General features: G+C 42.8%; 11 protein-coding genes. All 11 read right to left on the reverse strand.

The genetic code is table 11. The features are described 5' to 3' along the window. Positions 1-487: 487 nt before the first annotated feature. The 11 genes from Q0590_RS34190 to Q0590_RS34240 all read right to left on the reverse strand — a co-directional run bounded on the left by Q0590_RS34190 (position 488) and on the right by Q0590_RS34240 (position 19,771). Entirely contained in the window at positions 488-1,018 is a 531-nt protein-coding gene (locus Q0590_RS34190) for a glycoside hydrolase family 183 protein (protein WP_302042174.1), read from the reverse strand. A gap of 53 nt (positions 1,019-1,071) precedes the next feature. After that, positions 1,072-1,743 carry a hypothetical protein gene (locus Q0590_RS34195; protein WP_302042175.1) on the reverse strand — a complete coding sequence of 224 codons (672 nt, stop codon included), beginning with the start codon at positions 1,741-1,743 and terminating at the stop codon, positions 1,072-1,074. Between the two features lie 138 nt (positions 1,744-1,881). Further along, positions 1,882-2,544, reverse strand: a complete 663-nt coding sequence (locus Q0590_RS34200; RefSeq protein ID WP_302042176.1) for a 3-keto-disaccharide hydrolase — start codon at positions 2,542-2,544, stop codon at positions 1,882-1,884. 48 nt (positions 2,545-2,592) lie between these two features. Then, positions 2,593-5,346 carry a PQQ-dependent sugar dehydrogenase gene (locus tag Q0590_RS34205; RefSeq protein ID WP_302042177.1) on the reverse strand — a complete coding sequence of 918 codons (2,754 nt, stop codon included), beginning with the start codon at positions 5,344-5,346 and terminating at the stop codon, positions 2,593-2,595. Positions 5,347-6,009: 663 nt separating this feature from the next. Further along, positions 6,010-9,375 (reverse strand): VCBS repeat-containing protein, encoded by a 3,366-nt coding sequence (locus Q0590_RS34210; protein WP_302042178.1) that lies wholly within the window; start codon positions 9,373-9,375, stop codon positions 6,010-6,012. A 197-nt stretch (positions 9,376-9,572) separates the two neighbouring features. Continuing rightward, a complete protein-coding gene (locus Q0590_RS34215) occupies positions 9,573-11,039 on the reverse strand; it encodes a RagB/SusD family nutrient uptake outer membrane protein (protein WP_302042179.1) in 1,467 nt (488 codons plus the stop codon). Positions 11,040-11,094: 55 nt separating this feature from the next. Next, positions 11,095-14,688, reverse strand: a complete 3,594-nt coding sequence (locus Q0590_RS34220; RefSeq protein WP_302042180.1) for a SusC/RagA family TonB-linked outer membrane protein — start codon at positions 14,686-14,688, stop codon at positions 11,095-11,097. A 106-nt stretch (positions 14,689-14,794) separates the two neighbouring features. After that, the gene (locus Q0590_RS34225) at positions 14,795-15,778 is read right to left on the reverse strand and encodes a FecR family protein (RefSeq protein WP_302042181.1); all 984 of its coding nucleotides are present in this window, start codon (positions 15,776-15,778) and stop codon (positions 14,795-14,797) included. Positions 15,779-15,829: 51 nt separating this feature from the next. Next, positions 15,830-16,504, reverse strand: a complete 675-nt coding sequence (locus Q0590_RS34230) for an RNA polymerase sigma-70 factor (protein WP_302042182.1) — start codon at positions 16,502-16,504, stop codon at positions 15,830-15,832. Positions 16,505-16,746: 242 nt separating this feature from the next. Next, on the reverse strand, positions 16,747-19,305 hold the full coding sequence (locus Q0590_RS34235) for a glycoside hydrolase family 95 protein (protein ID WP_302042183.1): 2,559 nt from the start codon (positions 19,303-19,305) through the stop codon (positions 16,747-16,749). A gap of 325 nt (positions 19,306-19,630) precedes the next feature. Next, complete coding sequence (locus tag Q0590_RS34240) at positions 19,631-19,771, reverse strand: hypothetical protein (RefSeq protein WP_302042184.1); 141 nt, start codon at positions 19,769-19,771, stop codon at positions 19,631-19,633. Positions 19,772-20,907: the final 1,136 nt, after the last annotated feature.

The following is a 20,907-nucleotide window of genomic DNA, read 5'->3' on the forward strand; positions in this document are numbered from 1 at the left end:
TATAGGTAAATCTTTATGTATTCATTTCTCTGATTTTAATTTATAGCTTAACTTATTATTGTCCCCATACTTACTTTACATAGATCTACTATTTCAGTTTGAAGAAAACACTTACTACCAGTCTTCCTCAAAAGTGTGGGCAATCACTTAAAAGCGATTAATATAAATATGTAGAGAAACAAATTGGTTTTAAATATCTAATATAAGGTATAAAATAGGCTCCTTTCAGGTAACTTAAAGCTATGATTTTTTAACATTATCTTCTTGCCCATTTCTGTACGAGAATTAGAGGACCAGACACTTTTTTAGGCTCGATGCTCATATTTAGCACCATTTAAGAGCGCATAAATGGCCATACTCATTGGCATCTCTTTACACTTATATTGCTAAAATGGCTGACTAAGCCATTTTAGCATAAATGCTTACTGTATAAATATACCATGAAGATGTTGTTTCATTCATCAAAGCCAATATGGATTAACAATGGTTATTTAAGTTCTAAACGAAACTGCTGAGTCATAAACCCATAGTATTCCGCTTTCCTTTTCACATAGTCGCCTGCAAAAAGAATACTTCCAGATAATCCATCCTTGCTTAGCCAATTAGATAGCATTTGCGGAAGGTAGGCAGTATGCTCTTTTCCTCCCCATTGTTTTTCATTGTGAAAGATAAACCAGGGGCCCCATGGAGTAGGCCCTTCGTACAACTGCATTTCCGACTCCCAGTTCCACTTGTTGGTCTCTTCGGCTGAGGCATTTTCCCGATGTGGAATCATATCGCTTGATATACAAAGAATGTACCGCTTAAGTGCTTTATAGGTAATGGTTGGATGGCCAACATGACCTGGATCAGAAAAAATAGGGCTGGCTGCTTTTTCTTCCCTTGTCCAAAGAGGCTTATTAGCCTTGGTCTTGCCCTGATAAAAATGCCAGGCGCTGCGGATAATAATACTATCTCTATGAACCCTTCCTAAAAATACATGATCACCTGATGCCCAGTTTCCATCGTTGGATATCATATACATATAGGGATTAAGATCTTCGGGAGTTTGCGTATTTCCTGGCCTAAAGGTTAAAAATGCTGGGGCACCAAACCTGGACCCAAAAAATTGGGCGTATCTTTTCCCGGCAGGTTAGTCCAGGTTTTTCCAAGGTCTTTGGATTGGATGATTCCGGCTACCCCATAATTTTTTGAAAATCCGTCGATGAAGCCAACCTGGTTTCTTACCGGAGGGCTCATCTGCTCCCATGGGTGAAATTGTTTAAGTAGTTTAACAAGGGTATCGCGGTTGACCGGTTTTGAAGGGATATTCCAATCGTAATCATAGATGCTTACGTAGACGTTAGTATCTACTGCTACCACGCCGCAAACGTATCTTCTTATTAGTTTGTCGGGAAGATTGGCCCTAAAGTCATAAAATTGAAAATCGGTAACTGTTTCCAGGGTATGATTTGGTGGAACTCCTTCTGACTTCAACAAATGGGCATACCATCCTGGCCCACCAAAGTTGGCTCCATCATCATCAATCACATATAAACAGCTGTCAATGCCCCAAGTCCACCAATGCATATCCGTTCCGCTACCGGGATACTTAGATGGCTCACTTTCCCACACCAGGCGTTTGATTACTTTGCTTTCCGGATAGTTTATTTCACGGTGCAGGGTAAGTGTAGGCTCTTTAGGTGAGCAAGCCGCAAGCAATGAGATAAGAATAAGAGCCGTTAATGACTTGGATAGGTTCATTGGCATAAATTAATTGTGTTGATAAGCCTGTTTACACACTTAATTGTTACATACCCCCAGCCAACTTTTAGATGCGCATGCCTCTAACGGATGATTATTTTAAAAGGAGCTGAAGGGTATATAACTTTGAACCACATTTTATAGTCCTCTCAATTCAATATCCTTGAAAAGCACATGCATGTCCTGGCCCCCATGTAATTGAAGGGCAATATGACCTTTCAGTCTGCCCGGATCATTGAAAAGTTCGGCTGTTTTATGTCCATTTACATGTACTACAATATGACCTTTTTCTGCCCTAACTGTCATTTGATTCCACGCATCAGGCTTATACCACTTTTTTACATCTTCTGCCGTTGGTTGCACCACCCATGCTCTGCCACCAGTTTCATATAAGCCACCTGCATCCCTTTCGGGATCTATTTCGGCTTGAAAACCGTTTACGCCCACCACACCTCCTACTTCATCTACCCGAAAGTACAATCCGCTATTCCCTTTAATAGCTTTGTAATGGATGCGTATCTCAAAATCCTGGTAGCTCTTATCTGTTACCAGCAACCCATGCCGTTGATCTGTTTTGTTGCTTCTTCCTACTATGGCTCCATCCTCCACTTTCCATTCGCCTCCCGGTATGGCATGCCATCCCTTTAAGGTTTTGCCATCAAATATACGAGTCCATTTTTCCTTCTGCTTTACTGATTCCTTTTTAGCTAGGAGATGCCCAGATAAATGCCTTGGTAGGGTAAATCCAAGTAAAAAGCAAATAGCCGTAAGAGATACATATTTATAATAAGAGAGCATCATATAAGTTTGGTTTAAAAAAATACTATCCTGAGTTTTTAATCTTGTTGGTTACTTCCGGAATTCTATCCAGTCAAGGTACAGCGTGGTCCACATACTGGATTGGGCGTTTTTGGGGTCATGGTAGACAATGTAAATGTCATAAACTCCTTTCTGGGGAAGTAATTTACCTGACACCTCCTTCCATTTAGTATCTTTTTGATCTGCGCCTGTTTTCTGTGATTTTTTTGCCTGTCCCACCTCTACACTGGATAGTTCCTTTCCATCTGGCCTGTCTATATGTAAGGACAACCTCCCTCCTATTTGTGAAGGATCTACCTTGTAGACTACAGAAGAAAGAACAGCGAGGTCAACATCCTTGAACATAATCCACGAGCCGTTTTCTGCAAAGCGGATAACGCCTTCGCTTAACTTTGCTACAGCCTTATCATCATTTGAGTTGATGGCTTTTAGCTTAGGAGATTTGAAGTAAAAGTTTTTCTTCACCAGATTTGAGCCCACACCCATTGCTTCTTTGTCCTGGTAGCTTACCGAAAGTATATATTCACCTCCGGCCTCTCCTTTATTGGTTTTTACTGGTTTAATGATTCCTGTGGGAGCCACTGTACGGGTAGCTTCTGACTGCTCATTCACAGACAAAATATAGGTAACTATATCAGATGCTTGCTCAATGGAAAGCTGCGGGTGAGCAGACATTACATACTCTCCCCAAACGCCGCTACCCCCTGAAATTACTTTTTCTGCGAGTTTTTTTATGGTAGCTTCTTCTTTTTTATACCTTTCGGCAATAGCAACATAGCTTGGCCCCACAGATTTTTCTTTCATGGCATGGCAGGACTTACAATCGCTTTTTTCCATCAATGCCTGGCCTGGCAGGTTTACTGGCGAAGATTCATGCGCCTGTGCAACCATAGTTAAGTCCGGGCCCATGGTATGGTAGGCAAGGGTAACTTTTACGTCTTGCTCTTTTATCTCCCCGCTTTGTAGGCTGCCGTCTTCTTTGTCTATAATATTGAGCTTATAATGGATAGGTGTATTATTGAAGTAAAAACTACTGTTGCCATCTACAGCCAGTACCACTTCCGGCTCGGTATTGCCTGCTTTGATTTGCAGCTTTTTCTCACCCTTTTTTCCTTCCTTATCCGACACTACCAGCCGCACCGTGTACGTACCGGCACGCTCAAAAGTAAAGGTTGGGTTTGCCTCTTTGGATTGTGCTTCCTTTTTATCGAAATACCATTGATAGGAAAGCGCAGATGAATCAGGATCATAACTTCCTTCTGAAGAAAAACGCACTGTAAGTGGAAAACCTCCAGTAGACTTATCCGTTTTAAACACTGCTATAGGGGCCTGGTTTCCACGATTGTATTCTATGCGGTACAAGCCGGCATCTTTATTTTTGGCAAACCAGTAGGTACCATATTCCAACACATATAACACGCCATCAGGTCCTATTTCCAGGTCTATGGGATGATTGAGTTTGGTGTCTGGCATGAACCTTTCTATACTATCTACTTTGCCATCTGGCGTAAGGGTAACGACATTGATCCAGTCCCGCATCCATTCGGCTATAAAGAATTTACCATCGTAATGAGCCGGCAGGTGTTTGGTAGTATCGTTAGTCTTTTTTTCATAGTGGTCGCTGTAATATACCGGGCCTGCCACCGGAGATTTGCCACCTGTACCTAAATAGTTAAAATCAGGTGATTCATCATAAGAGTACCAGATAAGGGCACTTTTAGCCGGCGGAAGATTCGTAAGACCGGTATTATTTACTGACTCATTTACCGGCTTTTGAGGGTCGAAAAAGGGGCCGATCTTTTCTGTAGCAAAATCAAAATCAGCATAGGCTGCATTGGGACCTGCAAAATAGGGCCATCCAAAAAATCCTGCTTCCCTAGCTACATTCCACTCATCATAACTGACAGGTCCCCTTTTTGGATTATCTACCGTATTCTGGCCTACATCACCCCAGTACAACCAGCCTCGCTTGGCATCCACAGAAATACGGTAAGGGTTACGGCAACCCATCACATATATTTCGGGTCGTGTATTTTCTGTGCCTTCTGCAAAAAGATTTCCTTTAGGTATGGTATAGCTGCCATCTTCCTCGGGATGAATACGCAGAATTTTTCCCCGCAAATCATTGGTATTTCCGGCTGTGCGCTGGGCATCCCAGTTTTCCCGTCCTTTCCGCTCGTCTATAGAATTATAATACCCCGGATTGTGCGGATTAGTATTGTCTCCTACAGCAATAAACAAATTGCCATCCGGACCAAAGGCCAGGGAACCTGCCGAATGGCAACATTCCTGCCGTTGGGTAGGTATTTCTATTAGAACCTTTTCTGAGTTCAACAGGAGGCTATCTCCTTGCAGGGTAAAGCGTGAAACACGCTGCATGGGTTTCTCACCAGTAGGAGAATAGTAAAAATACACATACCCATTGCGCATGTGCTGCGGGTCCAGAGCCACACCTAACAGACCATCCTCCTGGCCGCTATACACAGTAAGATTCCCCAATTGTTTTATTGTGTTCGTATGTGGGGAATATAATTTGATACCGCCTTTTCTTTCAATGAGAATGACTTTGCCTTCATCTGTTACCGCTATTTCCGATGGTTCATCAAAGTCTTCTGCCAGCTTCACTTTCGTGAACCGCTTCATCTCCAGCTTTTCGTCTTTCCAAGTGGGAGAAGCACTTTGTGATGAAGAATAATCCTTGGTAGTGCAAGCGCTGAAAAGGGCTACCGTAAACAAGAAAATAAGAATTGAGTTAAAATACCTTTGGCCACTATTGACAAGCATGTCTTTTCTGTGAGTTGAGGGTTGGTATAAATATATTTTTGAAGTAAGCATGGAGTTAAACCAGCACCTGATAAGTTATCGAAAATAAAGCTATCAACAAAGCTGTTTTCTATAGGGTATTAGAAATATAGCTTCGGTTCCAGACATCATGCTTATTAGTATTCACTACCCATTTTATCATGCAAGGTATCGGGTAAAGTAGCAGGCTTATACCAAAGCAACATGGGCGGATATATTGAAGAGGCTGCAGCAGCTATTTTTTAGTTTGAGCAAAAGCTGGTACAACGTGAATGAACCAGAATATAATGACCAGGAAGTAATATCGCATAAATAAGATTAATATAAAAAAACGCTTCTTTTTGTTAATCAAGACCTTACAATAAAAGTATAGAATTTCTCAGAAGTATTCTACCTATAGCCTGCTGATGAAGGTCTTGCATAAGTATATGTGTGCCTTGAGGCCTAAAAGCTGTAATTGAAAAGACCTGTTAAATCAATTCCTCTAATAATGAAACTTCATATATGGGCATGAAGGGAAAATAAACGTTTTCACTTACTTTCTGTGACAAGTTTTCTATCCCTTTTGTCCTACTTTAGTGTTAGGAGGAATTTTAAGGGGACAATCCAAGTTACACATATGCAATAATTAGTATAATCATTTTTCTATTCCTTTGAAAGAATTTCAACCTGGCCCATACTTACGTTGCCTGTCCAGCGAACTATTTTCAAGGCTGCCGCATTAGAGCCAATTACAAAGCTTTTTTTTCCGTTTACCCCAATTTGTATAGAAGAGCGGATATCTTCCTGAATAGAGAAGCCACTAAGGGAGTAAGGTAATTTTGTAAACTGTCCATGTCCGTTACCTATAAGCACCAGGCCAGGTGATGCATCATACCGTCCGGTCATAAAATCAGGTGTATAATCATTGCCTAACAGTAAAACGTCTGTGTTTCCATCGGTATTAAAATCGCCTGTTTGTATGGTTTGCACAGGCGCAAACTGCGCTTCCATAGGTAGCGGATGAAAAGCAAATTGCCAGTTGCCCTTGTTTTCTATATACATGGAACGCATTTCCATGGCCTCCCACATGTTGAACTTATCAGATTCCTCTTTCGGGAATATCCCAGCAAATGTTTGTGTAGCAAAAGATTGATAATTATTAAACTGGGCTTTAATGGCGGGGTACATACTAGCTATCTGATCCCTATTTGCTATGGTATGTTCTTGTTTATCCAAGAAATACGTTAGAATTGGTAAAACAGAAACATCAGATAATGGTTTGGCATAGAGCCTGACAGGAGTAGCCGGCTTTGCCTTCCATCGGTTGTTTAGCCCTAGATTACCGGCGATAAAATCCTCGTCGCCATCATTATCAAAGTCTGCTTTTTCAATACTATACCACCATCCGCTCAGTCTATCCAAACCGGAACCTTCTAGTCTTTCCAAAGTGGTTCCTTTATTGTTTTTGAATATAGTAACAGGCATGAATTCGCCCACTACCATCAGCTCCGGAAATTGATCATCATCCACATCCACCCATAAAGCATCCGTAACCATCCCTATCCTGCTTAGCGCAGGACATACCCACTGAGTAATGTTACTAAATTTCCCCTCTCCGTCATTTAATAACAGAAAGCTTTCTGGTATAAGCGGGTAACGCCCAGGAACTACTCTACCTCCCACAAATAAATCTATATCGCCATCTCCGTCAAAGTCGGCTGGCTGTACACAACTACCACTGGCGTACTCAACTGGTATACTCTCTTTGCCAGAGGTAAAATTTCCGCGGCCGTCATTCAGATACAGCCGGTCCTGGTAGGTAGCCGTCAAGGGGTTGTATTCGTTGCCGCCAGAAACCACATATAAATCCAGGTCCTGGTCATTATCGGCATCAAAGAGCAATCCCTGGGCATCTTCAAAGCCTGGGTCTGGCATATCTTTGCTGATAAACGATCCGTCTTTTTGTTGAAAAAATAATTTTCCGGCAATAGAGGCTGAGCCACTCATCCAGAAATCTTCCAGTCTATCCCCATTCATATCTCCGCTAGCCAGTTGAGGTCCATTCCTGGAAAACCGGTGAGGCAGCAGCGGTTCAAGATTGAAGTCCTCATACTTATTTTCCTGATGAATCACGTTCAGTCCTGAGGATGCAGTAATGTCCTCAAAAAGAGGAGATGCTGACAGAGTATCTGTTACCATTGAACAATCAGCATGTTTGACTTCTGCATTCCCGTGCTCCAGAACGAGTGTTTGATTGGCAGCAACCCCGGTAATACGTTGATAGCGCCCATCGGGCCACACAATTTCCAGTACATCAATCAGGGTATCTTGTCCCAAACCAATATGCAACTTGTCCTCCTGGGTAGATTGAAAGCCACGGTATAGATTGTGCTCCAGGTATTGCTGGTTTCGGCCATGCACTACTTTTAGTTTTGTGCCCTGTGAGAAATGGCCTTTTAACTGGATAGTCAGGTAATTGTTTTTGTTAAACTTCTCACTGTTATTTTTAAAAATAAAGGGCTCGGCATCAATATTATTCGTCACAAGGTCCAGGTCGCCGTCATTATCCAGATCGGCTAATGCAGTTCCATTGGAAAAGCCCTTTTTATCTAGTCCCCAATCCTGGCTTTTATCTTCAAATGTTAAATCCCTTTTGTTCCGGAAAACGAAATTAGGCTTATCTACTGTTTCCAGCCCTTCTAACTCCTTTAACAGTTGCCTTTTAACTTCATTATAGTTATAGGAACTCTGGTTGACTTGCCCGCTGCGATACATGGTAAAATCCATATTAGTGATATCCTTTGGAATGCCATTGGAAACAAAGAGGTCTTTCCAGCCATCATTATCCAGATCAGCAAACAGCGCCGACCAGCTCCAGTCGGTTTTATAGACACCTGCCAGCTGCCCAATCTCCGAAAATGAAATATCCCCGTTGGGGAGCAAACCATTGTGAAGTTGCAGGGTATTTCTGGCATATTGAGGAAGATAACCCTGTTGCAGGGAATAATTAAAAACATAATTGGTAATGCCAATGCTCATCAGTTTCTGGCGTTTGTTATCGTCGGGAAGCATATCCACTACGTAAATATCTGGTAACAAATCGTTGTTGAAATCAGCTATATCGCATCCCATAGCAAAGCGGGAGGTATGCTTCAGGTATTGTTTAGCCTTCTCTGTGAAGGTAGCATCCCCATTATTGATATACACTAAATCATCATAGGCAAAATCGTTGGCAACATATATGTCTGGCCAATTATCGTGGTTGAGGTCAGCTATAGCCATACCCAGGCCAAAGCCTTCGTGCGTAATCCCACTTACCTTGCTCACTTCGGCAAACGTATTGTTTCCGTTATTTCTGAAGAGCTTATCGTTGCTCGGAGCCGACCCATCTACAACTTTAGTTTTGGGATAATTGGGGTTTTTCTTTTCATGAAAATGATTGAGCAGGTACATATCCAGGTCGCCGTCCCGGTCATAGTCAAAAAACGCTGCCTGGGTGGAGAACCCCTGGTAGTCAAGGCCATATTCCTTGGCTTTTTCTATGAATTTTATTCCTCCTCCCTCCTGCTTTCCCACATTGATAAAAAGCTGGTTAGGTGTATTTGCTAAACCCGCATGAGATACATACATATCCGGCCAGCCATCCCCATTCACGTCGGCTACACTTACTCCTGTGCACCATCCACTTGTCCGGATGCCAGACGCAGCGGTGACATCTTCAAACTTGAAATTACCTTTATTAATAAACAACTTGCCGGCCACCTGATTGCCGGAAAAAAAAAGGTCTGTTTGGCCGTCGTTGTTAAAGTCAGCGGCAGCTACTCCCCCACCATTATAAAAATAATCATATTCCAAAATATTGTTGTCAATATCCGGTTTAAGGGTATTCTCAAAAAAGATTCCGGTCTTTTGGGAAGGGATAAGTTCAAATAATGTTTTTTCTGTTTTTTGTTTGTCAGAGGCTTGACATGCACACAGAAGGGCAAATAGTACTCCCGGCAAATAATATTCATTTCGTAGAAACTTCATGAAGTAGATCATTAACATTTTCAGAAAGCATTCCAGATTTGCGCATGTACAGCTACTTAAATTTTAAGCTACAACCTGTGAGAATTACTAAATCTCACAGGTTGTAGCTTGTATATCATTGGCTTTCCTAGAAGTACTGCTATAAAACCAACAAGAGAAAACAGTATTTAAACTTTTAAAGCTAACAATGAGTCTGATTAATACCCTTCGTTCTGACAAAGGTTGGGATTCTGATCACGTTCCGACTGAGGGATAGGAAACTTGTTATATTTAGGATCGTATGGTTGGCCTTGGGCATCCTTTAAATCTTTAAGTCTACCGGTACGGGTGTAATAAAACCACATGTTGGGTTCCGTATTCAGTTCCCAGCGGCGTTCGTTCATTAGAGCCCTCATAAACATCTCCCTGTCGCTGGATACAGCCAGATCAGGTAGTTTGGCCCGGCTTCTGACAGCATTAAGCTGAGCGTAGGCCTCCGTGGTTTTGCCTTGCTCAAACAGAATTTCTGCGTAGTTTAGCAAAAACTCTGCGTAACGCATCAGCGGAACATTGGAACCATCCACATCGCCGGATTTCCCCAGCCAATACTTGGTTGAAAAATCGACGTTCTTCTGGGTTAGCTTAAATGTAGTACCGAGGATAACGGGTTCAGTCATCCGCTCGCCTTTGTAGGTTTCGCCTTCCCTCACAATCAAGCTTCGTCTTTCGTCAAGGGGGTCCATTGAGTTCCTTAAGTCCTGACCAAGAACCATTTCTCCCCAACCGCCAAACGGCGCATAATCACCCGAGATACCATCGGGTGCGGTAAAGGCCCCGATCAGGGATCCGGTTTGAACTTGATTGGACCATTCGAAACCTCCCTCCCTGTATTGAACTTCAAAGATAGACTCACCGGTATTTTCCGGGGTTAACGCTTCCGTAAATCCCGCGCGTGGAGTAGTCGCCAATTTATAATTATTCAAGGCTATCAGGTCTTCAGAGGCTTTGGCCGCAGCCTCCCAGTTTTTTTTGTACATGTAGGCATTGGCCAGGAAAGCCATTGCTGCGCCTTTGGTAGCCCGTCCATAGTTGGCGTCACCCCATTCTGCCCGTGTGGGCAGGTTCTGGCTGGCTACCGTTAAATCCGCAATTACTTGGTCCCATATCTGGTCTTCTGGCGTACATTCCACTGTAGTTTGTGAGATAGAATAAGTCTCCAACAGCAGTGGAGCGTTGCCGAAGGCGCGTGCGATATTAAAGTACGCAAATCCACGGAGGAACTTGGTTTCTCCCTCAATTCTTGCCCTGTCAGCCTCGCTTAACGTTGCCGGGGCTTCCTCCAGCTTTGCAAGCAGAATATTCGCCCGGCTACCGATCACATACATCGATTGCCAGTAATTGCTGATTCTGTCTTGCGTAGGTACCATGTAAGCAGTAAGATCCATAGGTATTGTGCTCTTGGGACGTGCTTCCTGAGAAATATATCCCATCATTTGAGTCCAATCGGTGAATCTGAGCAATTCGGTGTACGTTCCGATGATGAAAGAATTGAACTGCTCAGCCGTTTTAAAAAAGGTAACATCTGTGAACTGATTGGGCGGAGGGTTGAATTCAAGAAATTTATCTTTGCACGACCACACTGTAAGCAAGGTGAGAATTGCAGTATAAACAAGTGCCTTTTTCATAGGTCATTAAATAAGATTAGTAAATGTTAAAGCTGTGATGGGTTTAGTTAGCCATTTAGAATTGGAAATTGATCCCCCCAGTGAACATTCTTGAGACTGGATAACGGCCAAAGTCCACACCAGTCTGCAGGGCATTGCCCCTACCATTGGAAACACGGCTTCCCATTTCCGGGTCATAACCACTATACTCTGTGAAGGTAAACAGGTTCTGAGCCGCTACATATATGCGGGCGCGATTCATGCGCACCATCCGGGAGATTGCTTCCGGAAGCGTGTAGCCTAGTTGTACATTACGCACCCTAAGGAAGGTGCCGTTTTCAATGTTGAAGTCCGAAAACCATCTGTTGGAACGGGCAGCATCGTGGGTATTGCGTGTAAAGGTATTGCTCCTGTTCTCAGGCGTCCAGCTTTCCAATAAATCCGTAAAGCCGTTGTTGATTCCTCCGGCCGTGTTGCTGTACTTCATATGGCTTAGCCAGTATTTGGTTTGGTTGGCAATCTCAAGACCAGCCTGGCCATTTAGCAAGACGGAAAGGTCAAAGCCTTTGAAATTCACATTCATGTTGAAACCGAAAGTATATTTAGGCAGCCCGTTGCCGATAATCGTCCTATCCCGATCATTAATTACTCCATCGCCGTTCAGGTCTTTGTACCGGCGGTCGCCAGGCTTTACGTCTGCTAAGCCGCTCATAGCGCTCGCATCTACTTCTTCCTGGGTCTGAAAAATGCCATCGGTTACATAGCCGTAAAAATTAGCAACCGGCTCGCCTACTTTTGTACGGGTTTCAGCCCCGCCATCGTCGCCGGCCGAAATATTTGAAGAGACGTATCCGGTTTCGTTGTTGGTCAGTTTCGTTACTTTATTGTTCAACGTAGCGAAATTGACACCGGTTGAGAAACCAAGGTCCCCGAACTGGCGGTTGTAACCCAACGCAATTTCAATCCCGCTGTTCTCCATAGAGAATCCATTTCTGATTATCCTATTATTCTGAACGCCCAGATAGGCGGGTAGCGGGAATTCACCAAGCATATCATCAATCTTTTTCACGTAGTAATCGGCCGTCAGGCTGATGCTGTTGTCCAGGAAAGCAGCATCGATACCAATATTGGCCTGGGTAGATGTTTCCCAACGAATATCAGCTGTACCAATCCTATCCTGATAAAAGCCCACAACCGGGTCCTGGTTCAGGCCTAAAGGATACCGTCTCCGGTTTCCCTCGTTGGCATAAATGCTCAGGTACTGAAATGCTGGTATACCCTGGTTACCTACCTCACCATAACTGGCCCGCATTTTCAGCTGGCTAACAAATGGCATGGATGCCATAAAATACTCTTCGGACATCAACCAGCCTACCGAAACCGAAGGGAAGACCCCGTACTGATAATCGCCATCGGGGTTGAAGTTAGAGGATCCGTCGCGGCGGATATTGGCCGTGAGGAGATATTTACCGGCGTAATCATAGGTGACACGTCCTAAATAAGATAACAGGGCAAACTCGCCAGGTGCACCACCGGATACAGTCCGGTCGGAAAACAGAGCACCATCTACAAATGGCTGGTCATTGGGGTTTTTTTGGGTGTTAATGCTGATACCCTGGCTGGTGCCTTTCAGAGCGTCAATACCCGCAAGGGCAGTTAAATTATGCTTGCCAACAGATTTGCCGTACGAAACGGTATTGATCCAGTTCCACTGATTGCCCTGGTTAGGCCCGGTCCATAATTGCGCATTACTTCCGTAAAGACCCCTGCCTTCTAATATAGGAACTGGCATGCCTTTCCAAAAACTTTCACTGTTTCTATTGTAAAAAGTAAGGTTGATGGCCGAACGGACCTTGAGGCCCTTGATCAGTTCGTATTCCCCGAAAGCAGCGGCCAGAAATTCCTGCGATTTAAAATTTTCTTCTCTAAGCTTTTCGTAAGCATACGTCGGATGACTTAAGCCTTGCGGGTACCAAACGGGAGTGGCGACGTTGGTAACGAAAACCGTTCCGTCGTAGCCATAATAATTATTACCGGTCGGATCGATGCTTCCATCCGGATTGAGGCTGAACAGCCCTTCCTGGGGAGCAACCAGCGGTATAGTCGGCTGAGAAACAGCCGCTGTTATCAAACCGCCCTGGGTACTACTTCCATTCCCTCCATCCGTCCGGGTTCCCCGCTTGTCCTCGAAGGCACCGTTAAGCGTGAGACCTACCTTAAAACGAGGTGAGATATCAAAATCGTTGTTTATCCGCGCCGTGTAGCGTTTGTAATACGATTGGGCCACAATACCACCCTGATCGAAATAACCCACTGACACCAGTGAGCGGGACTTCTCACTTCCGCCAGATATATTCACATTGTAACTCTGTATGGGGGCTGGTCTGAAGATTTGATCTTGCCAGTCGGTATTGGGCACCGTGCTTGGATTACTCCAGGCGGGGTTGGGGTCTTTACCACCGTTCACCAGATTTTCATTGGCAAGTCTGGCAAATTGTGGGCCATTTAGCAAATCCAGTTTCCGTGAGGCACTTTGGATTCCCGCATAGGCGTCTAACGTTACCTGGACCTTTCCGGCCACGCCGCGCTTGGTGGTGACGATTACTACCCCATTGCTGCCCCTTGAACCATATATGGCTGCCGAGGCCGCATCCTTGAGCACATCTATGCGTTCGATATCATTGGGATTAATGGCATTCAGTGACCCGTAAGGCACTCCGTCAACAATATACAACGGCTCATTGCTCCCATTGATGGAGCCCAGCCCACGGATTCTCACCGATACATTACCGCCCGGTTCGCCCGAGTTCTGGGTGACCTGTACACCGGCTATTCTACCCTGCAAAGTCTGATCCAGGCCGGTTACTGCCACACCGGCAATATCCTTGGTCGTAACTGACCCAACAGCGCCGGTTACTTCGCGTTGTTTTTGCGTACCGTACCCAATTACTACTACCTCTGATAAGGTTTTAATATCTGGCATCAATTGTACATTAATGGTACTTTGCCCGTTGATAGGTGTCTCTGCTGTGGTGTAGCCAATAAAACTAAAAAGCAATATGCCATTTTTCTGTTCATCCGGGACAGATATAGCGTAATCCCCATTACTGTCAGTGGAAGTTCCGATGGTGGTACCTTTTAACACTATGCTTACACCTGGCATTCCATTGCCATTTTCATCACTTACCCTACCTCTTATATTTACAGCAACCTGCATCTCTATACCTTTAAAAGTTTCTTTTTCAGCGGCCTGATTCGCAGTAGCTTCAAGAGAATCTTGCGTCAGATCAGGTTTATCTGAATAGCCAGAAGCCGTTTTTTTATCAGCCTTAGGAGCCATCACTAAGTAAACATCCTTCCTGGTTTTCTTATATCTCAATCCTACTTCATTAAGAATACTGGAAAGTTTCTCTTCAAAGCTTAAATCACTGTTGAGTACATCGGTTTCTATACTGCGGCCATTTACCAGTTTATCGTCAAAAACAATGTCAACCTGGTAGCGTTCTTTGAGAAGAAGTAGTACACCCCGCAGCGATTGCTTTTGCAGTTTTTTGCGTTCAATGGCCGGACTATCCATACTGAGTGTTTGAGCAAAAACCAATGGAATAATCATATAAAATGCCATTGTCAGGAGAATAGCTCTGGGTAAATGGGTAAATTTTTCGTTCATGTTAGTAGGATAAATAAATTAAAAAACAAACATTTTAACTCGAAAAAATGCAATTTTTAAATAGATATATTTTTATTGTGATTATGCAGACTCAAAGATGATTTAGTTATTCGTTGGCTCTAAGAATATAAACATTGTCTTCCTGGGATATTTGAAGATCAGATACATCGGAGAGCATTTCAAGCATTTCTTTGACATTGTTGGCCTGAAAGGTTCCCGATAGGCTCCTATTGGCAAGGGCAGTATCCGGAATAGACACTTTTACACCGAAGTTTTCTTCAATCAGGTAAGTAATCTCTGTTAAAGTGCTATGGTCGAAAATAAAACGCCGCTCTTTCCATGCTGAGTACTTCTCTACGTTTTGTGCTGGCTGCTTTTGTAATGCCCCTTTCTGGTCTAACGAGACCACATCACCGGGAGCAATCGTAAGAGATTCGTTAGAAGCATTACTTACGCGGACTTTGCCTGTTTGCAGAATCACCTTACTTCCCCTTGGTCTTGAATAAACAATAAACTTTGTTCCCAGTACCTCAACTGATAACTTATCTGGGGTGGTTACGATGAATTTTTGATGAGTAGGCGTATGTGTAATTGAAAATTCAGCTTCTCCTTTCAGGTATACTACCCTGTCTCCATAGCCAAAACTATAACGGGGTACACGGAGGGATGAATTGGCATTCAATGCCACCCGGCTATTGTCTTCAAGGGTAATGCTTTTTATTTGGCCGAAAGCCGTTGTATAGGTTTTGTATAAAATAATATCTTGTAAAAACCAGAGACTGCAGCATAGTAAAAGCAACACAGAAGCGGCTACCATCCATACCCTTATCTTGCGGTGAGGGGCTGTGTGTAACAACCTGACTTCTTTTTTCTTGCTTCCGGTTTTCAGATTAAACTTAAAACGCTCGTAAGCCAGGTCAGTATCAGCCAGAAATTGAGGGTGTTCATTTTCCCATTCTTTCAGCCACTCAAAGAACCACTCCCGGTTAGATTCTTCTTCCAGCCACTCCTCTATCGCCTTTTTCTGCAGAGGTGATGCATTTCCAGAGAAGAAGTTGAACAACGTATTTTTGGAGAATTTCTGTTCCATAGTGGGTTAATGTCATCTGGTAATAGATAGATGAAAAAAAATGATTTTACCCTAACGGGATGAGAGAAAATATAGTAAAACAGCTAAAACAGTAGTTAGCTGATGTTGCAGTACTTTGTGCAAAAGCTTAAGAACCTTGGTGATATGTGCCTCTACTGTTTTAATGGAAATTTGCAATTCTTCGGCAATTACCGCATTCTTCTTTCCTTCAAAACGGCTCATCAGGAACACTCTTTGAACAGGCGGAGATAATAAATGAATAGTCTTTTCTATTTCCAGATACAGTTCGTCATACTGGAGCAATTGATGTGGGGTTAGTACCGGGCAATTAATATCATGCTCCCCCAGGGGCACCACTTTCTTGCGGCTGAATTCAGTCCGCAGATGTTGAAAGGCTTGGTGACGTACTGCCGTGAAAAGATAGGCCTGGAAAGAGGTAATTACCTGTAGGTGAAGTTGTTTTTTGAAAAATTTTTCAAACACCTCTCCTACTAAGTCTTCTGCCAGTTCTTTTGAGTATACATAACGTGCGGCATGGCTACACAAAGGCCGGTAGTAGGCTTTAAAGAGAAGTTCAAACCCTTTTTCTGGATCATCCTCAAAGGTTTTCCGTATAAACCGCTCATTATCAAAAAACGTATCATCTTTATTTTCGCTCTCTGATCCCAACATGAAAGGTGATGTCTTCCGATTGTCTTCTTTAAACAGGTTAATGTTTTTATGCATCGGTTCAAGTAGTTGTAGCGTGGTAGCTCTTCCAGAAAGATAGATGCAAAAAGCGCTTGTTTACCCTAATGAAAACAAAAAAATATTAAAATAATCCTGCTTTAAAAATAAAATGATTATATAAGTTTATTTGTGATCTCTAGTGTTAACTTTCTACAAAGTACGAATATACTAGTATAGAGCTAGTATTCTAATCAGATTCCGGCTGTATATTTTCTTTGGTAGGCACTTACATGCTCAATTCAGAGTTGAGCAGCATTTATGGTATACACATCTCCTTTCTGGGTAGAAAAGGTAATTTCATTCTGATTATTTTTTATTGTCGCAACTTCCTGGCCGTTCAAAAATACTTTCACAGGCTTGCTTACCAATAATCGGCACAAGCCACCATTTTTTGAAATAATCTTTGCCTCTGCAAGTTGATTTTTTTCCCACCTGATGTCTACTTCATACCCATTTCTGGCCCGTAGTCCGGATACAAAACCTGCCTGCCAGAACTTAGGCAATGCCGGAAGTAAATTCAATGCACCGGTATTACTCTGAAGCAGCATTTCGGCTACCACATTAGAAGATCCGAAAGTGCCGTCTAACTGATAGGCAGCACCAAATAAATTAGGTTTCATTCCATATTTCAGCTGATACTGGTGATGTTTGTATGCCTCTTCTGCCTCGCCTAAGCGGAGCCACATCATGGCAATCCAGACACTTTGCCACCCGCCAAAACTTTTGCCATCCAGGTAACTCCCATAACTTTTATAGCGGTTTTTGGCTTCTTCGGTAGCAAAATTCGGATTACCCTTAAGTCTTCTTTCCAACGATTTGCGGGCAGCTGCATAAAAGTCTAGTGTCTGGGCATTGATTAGATTTCCGGGAAACAAGCTGTAGAGATGCGAAATATGGCGGTGGCCAATTTCAGGCTCCTTATAGTCCTCTATCCATTCCTGCAAAATCCCTGTCCGTGGGCTTATCTGCATGGGGGCAAGATTAGCGAGTGCTTTTTTCAGTTCCGCTTTAAATTGTTGGTCAAAAGGCTTTTCTGGGGTACTCAACTCATCAATAGCTTGCAGGCAACTGGTAAATAATTCGCGGCAAATCTGTATATCCATCGTTGCACCATAGGTAAATTGAAACTGGCTGCCATCCGCCTTCTCAAAGGCATTTTCTGGCGAATGCGAAGGATTGGTGACCAGTTTGCCAGCCATTGGCATACCTTCTGGAATTGGTACCAGAAAGTCCAGGTAGAACTGGGCGGCTCCTTTCATAAGCGGAAATGCCCGGTCACGCAAAAAAGTCTGATCACGTGAAAACAGGTAATGGTCAAACAGATGATGCGCCAGCCAGCCCCCTCCCATTGGCCAAACCCCTACTACCCCATCCGCAGGAGCCGTCCGCCAGAATACATCCGTCAAGTGGTGCACCACCCAACCTCGTGCATTATACATCATTTTAGCTGTATGTTTGCCATGCACGGCAAGCGAATCTATTAGTGAGAATAGTGGCAAGGTACATTCTGAGAGATTTACCGCTTCAGCAGCCATATAATTCATCTGCAAATTTATGTTGATATGAAAATCAGAACTCCAGGGTGGGTTCATGCTCTGATTCCAGATACCTTGTAAATTGGCCGGCAATCCTCCTTTCCTGGAAGAGGCAATTAACAGGTAGCGTCCGTATTGAAAGAGTAACTCAGACAGATAAGGGTCTTCAAAACTATTTTTAATAACCCGTGCCAGCCGTTTATCCTGGGGAAGTTCAAATGGATCTGCCTGGGCTGATAGATTAATCTTTACCCGGTTGTAGAGCGATTGATAATCTGCGAGGTGTGCACTAAATAAAGTAGTTACTGGTTGGTTAGCAGCTTTTCTAATGATTTGCAAACAGGAGCTGGAAGGATCTTTCTTATTATAACTGGTAGCTGCTGTCATGTAAAGTACAAGTTCGCTTGCCTCTTTTACTGTCATCACGCCATTTTTAGCCACGGCTATTTTACCGGTGTTACTCACAGCTTTGATGTATGCATTGAACCGCATCCCGACAGGTTTTTTTGTTTTATCGTCCAGGCGGTGTATCCGGCCTTGCATGGCTATAGTGTTTGGCTCAGAGGTAGAAACTGATGACACCGCATCTTTTTCCCGCATCAACTTAATCCGAAGGTTGAGATTATTGGGTTTATCACAACTAAACCAGATCACAATCACGCTGTCTGTGTTAGAGGCAAATACCTCCCGGCGGTAATTGACACCCTTCATTTGAAACTGCGTAACGGCTACCGCCGAATCAAGGCTCAGCCAGCGCCGGTATTGGGTGTACACTGTATCCGCTTTATCATGTAAGTGCTCAATAAATAAATCGCCCAGGGACTGATAAGGATTAATACGAAGAGGTATGCCAAGCATCGTTTTCTCGGCTAACTGTTCGGATTCATCTATTTTACCATCAAACATCAATTGCTGAACCTGGGGCAGTGCTTTAGCCGAGAGTGGATTAGCCGCATCACGTGGATAGCCGTCCCATAGACTTGCTTCATTGAGCTGTATTCTTTCCCCAAAAACACCACCATATACCATAGCACCTAAGCGTCCGTTACCAACAGGCATTGCTTCAAACCATCCTTTCTCTTCAAAATGAAAGGGATTTGTAAATTCTTTAGCTTTGTAACTGAATTGCTCGGGCTGATAGGCTGGCGTATCAAACCACAATAGCATGGGTTTTTGCTGCGAAAAAGCCGGGCTGAAAAAGGATTGACTTACAAAGAGTGTGATTAAAATATGGCGATAGGTTCTTAGAACAAGTATGCACATAAAATGAGTAGGTATTAATATATTGAATAACAGAACTTTATTGCCGTCATATTTTTAGCCACTTTCGTTAGAAAGCTTTGCTTCTACTTGCAACATCTGGGTTGACAGTGATATAAGTGAATAATTTATAGCTTATCTTCATGCAGCCTAACCTATATAAAATGTGTATATACTGCAATCCATAGTATGAACTGACCCATGTTCATCACCCATCCACTTTTCAGTGAGGACTAATGTTATAAAATTTTGATTAACTCTATTCTCTACTATTGGTAGAGCATTTTTGAGTTAGCTTTCGTAATCTGTTCCTTTTCCCTTTTGACTCTTACACCATTAGCCTGCATTGGACGAACCACTCCCGGTTAGATTCTTCTTCCAGCCACTCCTCTATCGCCTTTTTCTGTAGAGGGGATGCATTGCCAGAGAAGAAGTTAAATAACGTATTTTTGGAGAATTTCTGTTCCATAGTGGGTTAATGTCATCTGGTAATAGATAGATGAAAAAGAAAGCCTTTACCCTAACGGGTTGAGAGAAAATAAATCAAAACCGTTAAAATAGTGGTCAATTGATGTTGCAGTACTTTGTGTAAAAGATTGAGCACTTTAGTTATGTGGCTATGCTTAGATAATTTTTTGATATACTCTACTAACTGCCGGTTTTCTTTTCTAGGTAAATTGGTTGAGTTAACACCAGTTATAATATCTAATCCACTAATAGATCTCTGCAACACTCAATACATAGCTTCTAATGAAATTTGCCTTCAATTATCTTTAATAAAATAATATCTTAGTGAGGGCGTCAGGCTCCCTGGTTTTCGGAAAGTGGCAAGGAAAACGTAGGCGTTAGTTTGCTGTAACTACCCATTTGTTGAAACAAATTTTTGAAGTGAAAAAGGCATCCTTTTCATGTCGTATACTTCATTAAGGACGAACTAATCAATATTATGTTTTTCATACTAGCGTAAATTAGGCTCTGCATTCCTACCACTATCTGTTAGTGAAACAAGTTAAATCCAGCTCTTCTTTACCACAGGTTTTTAAGAGAGTAAATGACTTTGAGGTTCATACTTTAAGATAAAATACCACATTTGGTTTTATTATGTAAAATACTGCTTTTAATCTAAAATAGATAACATCTTTTTTGCGAGTGGATAAAGACAATTATGTAGGGACAAATGAGCTTTTCTTTCTAGAAGTAAAGTATGTAAGGAGATTTTCTACCCCTATTTTTTTTTGGATATATCAGATTGAAGCTACTATCTGAGTGCTACCCCTCTTGAACTCAACTAGCTATAAATGCCCAGTTGGCTGTTTCAACACTATTTCCAAAATAATCACAATAGGTTCTTTTTCTCGATTTGCATTTTGATTATCATAAATTCCTGCCCATTTGATCCCAAACGCTGAATTTTCAATATACCAATAGATTCTATTACGCCAGTAGTCGAATCCATTGACTGGCTCCTTCTGCCCTACGAATTTGGAATAGAAATCCTGTTTTCTGATAGAGGTCTGTTGTGAATAATTAAAGGAAATCTTCAATTTCCTTTTCTTTGCCGGCTTTCGCCTGGAACCGGACTAGTAATGCTACTGTGACTATTTC

Source organism: Rhodocytophaga aerolata (genome assembly GCF_030503435.1).
Lineage (GTDB): Bacteria > Bacteroidota > Bacteroidia > Cytophagales > 172606-1 > Rhodocytophaga > Rhodocytophaga aerolata.

Excerpts from the sequence above, each read along its gene's own strand:
- Q0590_RS34195 (WP_302042175.1), bottom strand. The coding sequence starts at position 1,743 with ATGAACCTATCCAAGTCATTAACGGCTCTTATTCTTATCTCATTGCTT.
- Q0590_RS34235 (WP_302042183.1), bottom strand. The coding sequence starts at position 19,305 with ATGTGCATACTTGTTCTAAGAACCTATCGCCATATTTTAATCACACTC.
- Q0590_RS34215 (WP_302042179.1), bottom strand. The coding sequence starts at position 11,039 with ATGAAAAAGGCACTTGTTTATACTGCAATTCTCACCTTGCTTACAGTG.
- Q0590_RS34225 (WP_302042181.1), bottom strand. The coding sequence starts at position 15,778 with ATGGAACAGAAATTCTCCAAAAATACGTTGTTCAACTTCTTCTCTGGA.
- Q0590_RS34230 (WP_302042182.1), bottom strand. The coding sequence starts at position 16,504 with ATGCATAAAAACATTAACCTGTTTAAAGAAGACAATCGGAAGACATCA.
- Q0590_RS34210 (WP_302042178.1), bottom strand. The coding sequence starts at position 9,375 with ATGAAGTTTCTACGAAATGAATATTATTTGCCGGGAGTACTATTTGCC.
- Q0590_RS34190 (WP_302042174.1), bottom strand. The coding sequence starts at position 1,018 with ATGATATCCAACGATGGAAACTGGGCATCAGGTGATCATGTATTTTTA.
- Q0590_RS34240 (WP_302042184.1), bottom strand. The coding sequence starts at position 19,771 with ATGGAACAGAAATTCTCCAAAAATACGTTATTTAACTTCTTCTCTGGC.
- Q0590_RS34205 (WP_302042177.1), bottom strand. The coding sequence starts at position 5,346 with ATGCTTGTCAATAGTGGCCAAAGGTATTTTAACTCAATTCTTATTTTC.
- Q0590_RS34220 (WP_302042180.1), bottom strand. The coding sequence starts at position 14,688 with ATGAACGAAAAATTTACCCATTTACCCAGAGCTATTCTCCTGACAATG.
- Q0590_RS34200 (WP_302042176.1), bottom strand. The coding sequence starts at position 2,544 with ATGATGCTCTCTTATTATAAATATGTATCTCTTACGGCTATTTGCTTT.